Annotated in this window: 6 protein-coding genes and 1 pseudogene; 5 read left to right on the top strand and 2 right to left on the bottom strand. The window is 67.3% G+C overall.

The genetic code is table 11. The features are described from left to right. Nucleotides 1–114 precede the first annotated feature (114 nt). From ACFYE1_RS17035 to ACFYE1_RS17020, 4 genes and pseudogenes are all read left to right on the top strand, one after another. On the top strand, nt 115–333 hold the full coding sequence (locus ACFYE1_RS17035) for a hypothetical protein (RefSeq protein ID WP_387745609.1): 219 nt from the start codon (nt 115–117) through the stop codon (nt 331–333). Nucleotides 334–521: 188 nt separating this feature from the next. Then, nucleotides 522–1,777 (top strand): annotated as a pseudogene (locus ACFYE1_RS17030) (IS3 family transposase). Nucleotides 1,778–2,517: 740 nt separating this feature from the next. Next, the gene (locus ACFYE1_RS17025) at nt 2,518–3,198 is read left to right on the top strand and encodes a response regulator (protein WP_387745606.1); all 681 of its coding nucleotides are present in this window, start codon (nt 2,518–2,520) and stop codon (nt 3,196–3,198) included. 452 nt (nt 3,199–3,650) lie between these two features. Continuing rightward, complete coding sequence (locus ACFYE1_RS17020) at nt 3,651–4,247, top strand: arsenate-mycothiol transferase ArsC (protein ID WP_387745603.1); 597 nt, start codon at nt 3,651–3,653, stop codon at nt 4,245–4,247. 97 nt (nt 4,248–4,344) lie between these two features. On the opposite strand, the gene ACFYE1_RS17015 is transcribed toward ACFYE1_RS17020, so the two are convergent. Continuing rightward, complete coding sequence (locus ACFYE1_RS17015; RefSeq protein WP_387745600.1) at nt 4,345–4,752, bottom strand: hypothetical protein; 408 nt, start codon at nt 4,750–4,752, stop codon at nt 4,345–4,347. 218 nt (nt 4,753–4,970) lie between these two features. On the opposite strand from ACFYE1_RS17015, the gene ACFYE1_RS17010 reads away from it, so the two are divergent. Further along, the gene (locus tag ACFYE1_RS17010; protein WP_387745597.1) at nt 4,971–6,608 is read left to right on the top strand and encodes a CYTH and CHAD domain-containing protein; all 1,638 of its coding nucleotides are present in this window, start codon (nt 4,971–4,973) and stop codon (nt 6,606–6,608) included. Between the two features lie 74 nt (nt 6,609–6,682). Here ACFYE1_RS17010 and ACFYE1_RS17005 read toward each other — a convergent pair whose 3' ends face one another. Continuing rightward, the gene (locus tag ACFYE1_RS17005; RefSeq protein WP_387745594.1) at nt 6,683–6,820 is read right to left on the bottom strand and encodes a hypothetical protein; all 138 of its coding nucleotides are present in this window, start codon (nt 6,818–6,820) and stop codon (nt 6,683–6,685) included. Between the last annotated feature and the right edge of the window lie 454 nt (nt 6,821–7,274).

Here is a 7,274-nt window from a genome sequence, read left to right as displayed (position 1 = left end):
CTGGCCCTCAGCGCCTGACCACCCCAAGAATCACGCGGGGACTGCGTTACACCACGCAAATGGACTTGACCTGGGGATCTTCTGGGGCTGACAGCACGATGATGGGCGCCTGCCATGAATCACCACGAGACGACAGCGGTCAGTTCCCTGATCCACGATCTCAGGCAGGTCCGCCTGGGAGACCATCTCGAAGCGGTGAGCCAGGCAGTGGTGCACCACCAGGGAATCGTGGAGGACATCGCCCCGGACGCAGGGGTGGTATGGGTTCGTGACACCGGCATCGGGGAACGGATGATGCTCGCCTCCGATACCTTCAAGCTGCGCATCTGCTGAGGCACCCATCTCCACCGGCTGGAACTGTGAGGAATGACCATGATTGAGCACCACGTCAAGCTCCAGGACCCACAAATCCTGCACCGAGCCGCCTAACCACTGGTGACCTGCTACGCCGGGGTGTTCTTTCCGGAATTGGTGAACCGTCACGGGTTTGATGCCGCTTCCTTGTGATGAAGGATGACGACATGCCCAAGAAGTACGATGCCGAGTTCAAGGCTCGAGCGGTGCGGATGGTCCAGGACCATCAGGCCGACTACGGATCGGTGACCGCGGCCAGCGTCGCGGTCGGCGCCCAGCTCGGTGTGGCGCGTGAGACGCTGCGGCGGTGGGTGTCCCAGGCCGAGGTCGACGCCGGTTCCCGCCCGGGGGTCACCTCCGAGGGCGCCGAGGAGATCAAGCGGCTCAAGGCCGAGAACAAGCGGTTGCGCGAGGCCAACGAGATTTTGCGGAAGGCCTCGATTTTCTTCGCGGGGGAGCTCGACCCCCGCAACCGTTGATCGCCGGGTTCATCGACCAGATGAGGGCCGAAGGTTACGCGGTCGAGTCGGTCTGCGCGGTCCTGCGTCAGCAGGGCGTGCCGGTCGCCGCGAGAACGTATCGGTCCTGGAACCAGCCCGGTCGGCAGCCTGCCGTGCGCACGGTCAGCGACGCGATCGTCATGGATGCGCTGCTGGCCACTGTGGGCACCCCGGAAGGCCTCTACGGCCGGCGCAAGATGACGGCATACCTGCGCCGGTGCGGGCTGACGGTGGCCCACTGCACGGTAGACCGGCTGATGCGCGCACTCGGGCTGGCCGGGGTAGTGCGCGGCAAGCGGGTGCGCACCACGGTCCCGTCCGCCGACGGGGCCAGGGCCGGTGATCTGCTCAACCGCAACTTCACCGCGGACGCGCCCAACACCGTGTGGGTCGCCGACTTTACGTACGTGCGCACGTGGGCCGGGTTCGTCTACGTCGCCTTCATCGTGGACGTCTTCGCCCAGCGGATCGTGTCCTGGAACGCGGCCATCGCACGCACCACGGACCTGGTGCTCACTTGCCTGCGGATGGGCCGGTGGGACCGTGCCCGTCAGGGGCTGGTGTTGCCGGAAGGGCTGATTCATCACCAGGACGCCGGGTCGCAATACACGGCGCTGCGCTTCACCGAGCACCTGGCGCTGGAAGGCATGGCCCCGTCGATCGGCTCGGTCGGGGATGCCTACGACAACTGCCTGATGGAGTCGATCATCGGCCTGTACAAGACCGAGTGCATCCGCCCGGGCCCGTTCGTGAAAGGGCCGCTGAAGACCGTCAGCGACGTCGAGTACTCCACGATGGCCTGAGTGGACTGGTACAACACCCGTCGGCTGCACTCCAGCCTCGGCAACGTCCCACCGGCCGAGTTAGAGGCCGCCCACTACGATCAGATCACTGCGCCCCGACCGGAGACACAGCCCGTATGAAGACGGCAGAGAAGCCGTGACGGTTCACCTGTGATTCCTCGTGCACGTGGGCGCCGCCGTGGCCTTCGCCATGATCTGGCGCAAGACATTGGGGCAAGGGCCGCTGGAGCGGCTCATGGCCCGGGCCGCCAAGATCACCCGCCGGCTGGTGCTGACCACCAATCGCTGATGCCCCCCGTGGCCCTCCCCTTCTAGGGTCGCCGGGAGCGTCAGCACCACACCGGTCCTGCCCGTCCCACACCGGTAAGGCGAGCCTGGTGAGTACCCGGAGGGGTCCCGGACCTCGGACACTTACCGTGGAGCATGCTCGGAAGTGCGCTCGTCCGGGAACGACCGGGGCTGGGGCATAAGAATGCCCCAGCCGGACAGTTGTCGGACAGCTGGGGCATTCGGTGCGGATGCTTGGGGGGTGGATCCGCACTGTCGCGTCAGCGGCCGGGGGTCGCGCTGACTAGGAGGAACGTATCCGGGCCTGGTGTCCTTCCAGGAAACCTTGGGTGAACGCCACGGTGACCCCGCAACGCCTCAGGGGTGGGATGCCCCGGACGGAACAGGTAAGGGCTCATCCAGGATGTCAGTTGCAGATACCTACAGGGCGCGCCCGCGAGTCGGTAGTGGTTGCTCACCCCGGGTGAGCGTGGGGCGGCTGGAACCGGGATAGGGGGTGGATACGCTGTCGGCACCGAGTTCTGCTGCCCGTATCGTGGCCCGTGTCATTGGGGTGGAGGGAGACCGGGAGCGTGGATCACATCTGGCTGATCGAGGACGAGGCGTCGATCAGTGACCCATTGGCCTTTCTGCTACGCCGGTCGGGATTTGAGGTCACGGTCATCGACAACGGTGTGGACGCGATCCGGGCCTTCGACCCCTCCGTGGTGGACCTGATCCTGTTGGATCTGCAGCTTCCCGGGATACCGGGAATGCACCTGTGCCGTCAGCTGCGGCAACGCTGCGAGGTGCCGATCATCATGCTCACCGCCCGGGACACCGAAATGGACACGGTCGCCGGCCTGGAAGCCGGGGCCGACGACTACGTCACCAAACCCTTTGCCTCCGGTGAGCTCATCGCCCGCATGCGTGCGGTGTTGCGCCGACACCAGCCACCGGAGTTGATCCCGTCCACCGTTTTGGGATGTGCGCGGGTGCGGATGGACCTGTATGCACACCAGGTCAGCGTCGGGGGTGCGCCCGTGTCGTTGCCGCTGAAAACCTTCCAGTTGCTCGAGGTTCTGTTGCGCAGCCCGGGTCGGGTGTTGACCCGCGGCGAGTTGATCGACCAGGTGTGGGGTGCTGACTCCGGGATTGAAAGCAAAGCCGTGGATACCCAGATGGCCCGGTTGCGGCACATGCTCGAGATCGATCCTGCCGACCCGCAACACCTGCGTACCGTGCGCGGTCTCGGCTACGTCTACGACCCCTAGACACACCTGCCATCGGCATCAACTGGTTCACCTCATGGCCATCTTGTGACCATCTAGTGGACACCCACCACTAGCATTATTGTGCTCTGAATCACAGTGGGGCGCGGGGGTTGTCAACGCCGAGCGAATATTGACCCCTTATCGCCGTTGAATCCGCCCGGCGCCCGAAGGTCAGTATTCAGGCGGCAACGACAGGGGTGCCGGCAACGGCTGTGGTGAGGGAACCCGCTAGGCGTTGCACCCCCTGGAGCAAGCAGACCGGGGCAACGAGGCGGTGTGCCCGGCACCACGCCGAGGTGCTCAGGACCACCGCATTGGGTGCGGCCTTGGGAGGGACTCCGGTGGAGGAGTACACGGACCCGCAGCAGCAGCGGCCGGCGGAACCTGCGCAGGTTTTGGACACCCGGGTTCTTCAGCGCACGGTGGAGCATCTGGCCGAGCGCTGAGCCGGGGTGTTCTCTCCGGATCTGGTCGAGCGGGTCGTTTTCGAGTCCTACACCTTCTTGGCGCGCACCGCGAAGATCCATGCTTTTTTGGCGCCGTTGGCCGGGCACTTCGCCACCGACCGGCTGAGCGCTCTGGCTCATGCGAGGAATCCGCAGGAGGGGTCGGTGCCGCAGGTGCTGTTCGTCGATGAGGAGGACGCCAATCGTTCCCAGGTCGCTGCCGCGTTGCTGGCCCACTACGCCCAGGGTGCGGTGGTGGCTCGCTCGGCCGGCTTCGCCGCCGGGGAAGCCGTAGATTCCATCGCCGTTGAGATGCTGGTGGAGCGGGGGATCGAGCCCCCCAATCTGTATCCGAAGCCGGTGACTGACGATGTGGTGCGTGCCGCCGATCTGGTGATCACTTTTGGGGCCAGCGACGGCATCCGGGTCTATCCCGGCACGACCCACGAGCACTGGTGCGTTGGAGGTCTGCTGACCGCCTCGACCCGGGAGCGAGCCCGGGAAGTGGTCGATGCCATCGACACCCGAGTGACAAACCTGTGGGAGCAGATTCACGCCCAGGCCACTCCCACTGCCTCAACGACGAGCCACAGGACTGGGTGACCCGCCTCCCCCGGGCTCACAGCCCCATGGCTGGTGGCTCGTGGCCGCGACCTGACCTGCCCGGTCGGTGCCCACGGCAGCGCACCGGCTTCGGCTCTCAGAGCCCGATCATCGTCGCGACGACCATCGCCACGGTCCCACTGATCCCAAGCACGGCCGGCACCACGGGCTGGGCCACCGCTGGCACGCTGCGCCCGAGGTCGGCCAGATCATCCAGCTGCCGCCTCTCCAGCACACTGTCGATCTCGGTGAAGGCCCATTCCATGTCCGCCAGCTTCTGCTCACCCCAGGCGGGCTGATCCGCGCACCGGGTGTAGACCCGCTCGTAGCTCATCTGCAGCTCGGCCTGCAGGCTGGCGTGGTAGGCCTGGATCCAGCGCAACCGCACCGTCGTGCGCCACCGGCGCGCCCACCGCATCCCCCACCAGGCCGCTGCTGCCACCACCGCGATTCCCCCGGCCGTGGCCATCATCGCCGCTACGGACATGACCCCGCCCCCGTTCATGGAATCCCCTTGTACAGGAGCGTAACGACTGCGCATCCGCGGCACCGGCACGGGGTGTGGAACCACGATCCGCTCCTGACCTGCGGCGTTGTCATTCCCGAGACCATGATCCTTCCCTGGTGCGGGCGTGTGAATCGCGTCACTTTCGGGGCGTATGATCGTCCCCACTCTCGGGGGCGGGCCTGACCTGCCCTGTGGCCCGTATCCAGGAGCACACCATGACCGCTGTCACCCACCGTGAGGTCGAGCGCAAGTACGAGCTTCCCAGCGGGGCCAAGGCACTAATCGACTGGAGCGGGCTTCAGGGATACACGGTGACCGACGCCGCGGTGGAGCACCGGTTGGTGGCGGTGTACTACGACACCGCTGACATGGTCCTTCACCGCCACCAGGTGGCGCTGCGCCGGCGCCGGGGCGGGTCCGACGAGGGGTGGCACGTGAAGCTGCGTGAAAAGTCCGGGCGCTATGAGGCTCAGGTCCCTCTGCTGACCGGGTCACCGGGACGGATGCCGGCAGCGGTGCGGCACTTGGTGGAGGGCCTCAGCGCCGGGCATCGGCTGCACCCGATCGCCACGTTGACCGCCACCCGACGGGTGCTTTCGGTGGCCGATGACGCCGGGGCCTCGATGGCCGAAGTCGCCATCGACGAGGTCAAGGCCGTGGACCGGCGCACCGGCACGACCCGGTCGTGGTCAGAGTGGGAGGTGGAGTTGGTCGATGGGACCGTCCCCGAAGACCAGCGGCACCGGATCGTCACCGATGTGGAACAAGCTCTGGTCGCAGCAGGAGGCCGGCCCTCGTCTTCCGAGGCGAAGATCGCCCGAGCCCTGGGCGCCGAGGACGTCACCCCAAGCGAGGACGATAGCGTGCCCGTGCCCGCCGAGGTGACGACGGAGACGATCTCTGCGCAGAACGGCAAGAAATCCGGGAAACAGAAGGCCGGGAGCAAAGCCAGCGGGGCGGAGGTTCTGCGCACGGTGCTGGAGCAGTTGGCCGAGCAGTTGGTGCTGTGGGACCTCAAGGTGCGCCTGGACGCCCCCGATGCGGTGCACCAAATGCGGGTGACCTCCCGGTCGATGCGCAGTCTGATCAAGGCCGCCACCCCGTTCCTCGAAGGCGATGCCGCCCAACAGCTCGATGTACGGCTGCGGGACCTGGCCCGGGCGCTGTCCGGTGCCCGAGACGCCGAGGTCACCGCCGAGCTGCTGCCCACCCGGGTCGCGGTCCTGAGCGGGCGAGTGAACCCGATGGCCGCTCAGGTGCTGCAGCACACCGCCGAGGAGCAGGCCGCGGCGGCCGCGGCCACCGTGCGCGGTCACCTGAGCAACCCCGCGCATCTGCGCCTGCTGGCCGATGTACAAGACTTCGCCGCCGACCCACCCCTGACCGAGCAGTGCCGGCGATCCTCAGCGGGCAAGGCCGTGGACAAGCTGCTGCGTCGGACCCTGCGCAAGGTGGTTCGCGTGGGGGCGCACGGTGTCGCGGCCGAGGACTCCGGTGCGGAGACCGGCCCGGAGCAGCGGCTGGAGCACCTCCACGAGGTCCGCAAGGCCGTCAAACGGGTCCGCTACGTGAACGCGACCCTCAAACGCGCCGGCTTCGAACCCAGCACGGCTGTGGGGGCCGCTGCCGCCGATGCCAAGAAGCATCAGGACGTGCTCGGAGAGATCATGGACGCCGGAGTCGTCGCCGGCTGGCTAGAGCGCACGGCCGCCTCCTCGCAGGGCACCGGGGAGGACCGCTACGCCGTCGGTCTGCTGCACGGGGCGGAGCTGGCGGCAGTACGCACCGGGGTCGAGCACGGCCACCAGGTCGTGGCAGAACTGCTAGCCCAGCTGCGCCAGGACCTATCCTGAGCCAGCCCCTGGCCGATCCCTCACTGGACCGTCGGTGGGATATCGAAGTGGCCGCCCCGGGTGAGTGCGGCGTTTCAGCGGTCGCGGTCGCTGACGGTGATGGTGACGGTGAAGGTCATGTCGACGGGGTCGTGGTCGCCCCCGGCCAGCACGGCCAGGTCTGGACCGTACGGATTGCCCAGGACCTGGTGGCAGGTGCGGTCCTCCAACAAGGGCCTGCTGTGCCCAGTCTCCGGCCGCGGTGGTCGGAGAGCTCGGCGAGGTAGAGCCCGTCCTCAACGTCGTCGCAGATGAACAGCATGCGCACCGCCTCCGGGTGGCGGGTGCGGACCCGCAGGGTCAGTTCCTCTAGGGCCGCGATCGTGAGTTGATGGCGGGCCCGTGGATAGGCGCGGCGGGCGGCCTCGAACCGCGGATGGGTGGTGGTGGGGCCTTGAGCATCGGGCGGAGTCGACCGGTCCCTCATGGCCTCGAGCCTACGCCCGGCCCTGGTCGTCCGTCCGGCCCCCGTGGACCCGAAGGTCGCTGGTGTGTGCTGGGCCGTTACCGTGGTGTTCTACACGCACGGGCCGGTGAAACCGGGTGAGCCCAGCAGGAGGAGCAGCAATGTCCGAGGCCAAGAGGTTGTGGGTGCCCGAGGACCAGTGGTCGGGGCGGGAGAACCTG

Source organism: Kocuria nitroreducens, from assembly GCF_042879195.1.
Taxonomy (GTDB): domain Bacteria; phylum Actinomycetota; class Actinomycetes; order Actinomycetales; family Micrococcaceae; genus Kocuria; species Kocuria nitroreducens.
The sequence above is the reverse complement of the archived record's forward strand: the minus strand, read 5'-3'. Positions and strand labels throughout refer to the sequence as shown.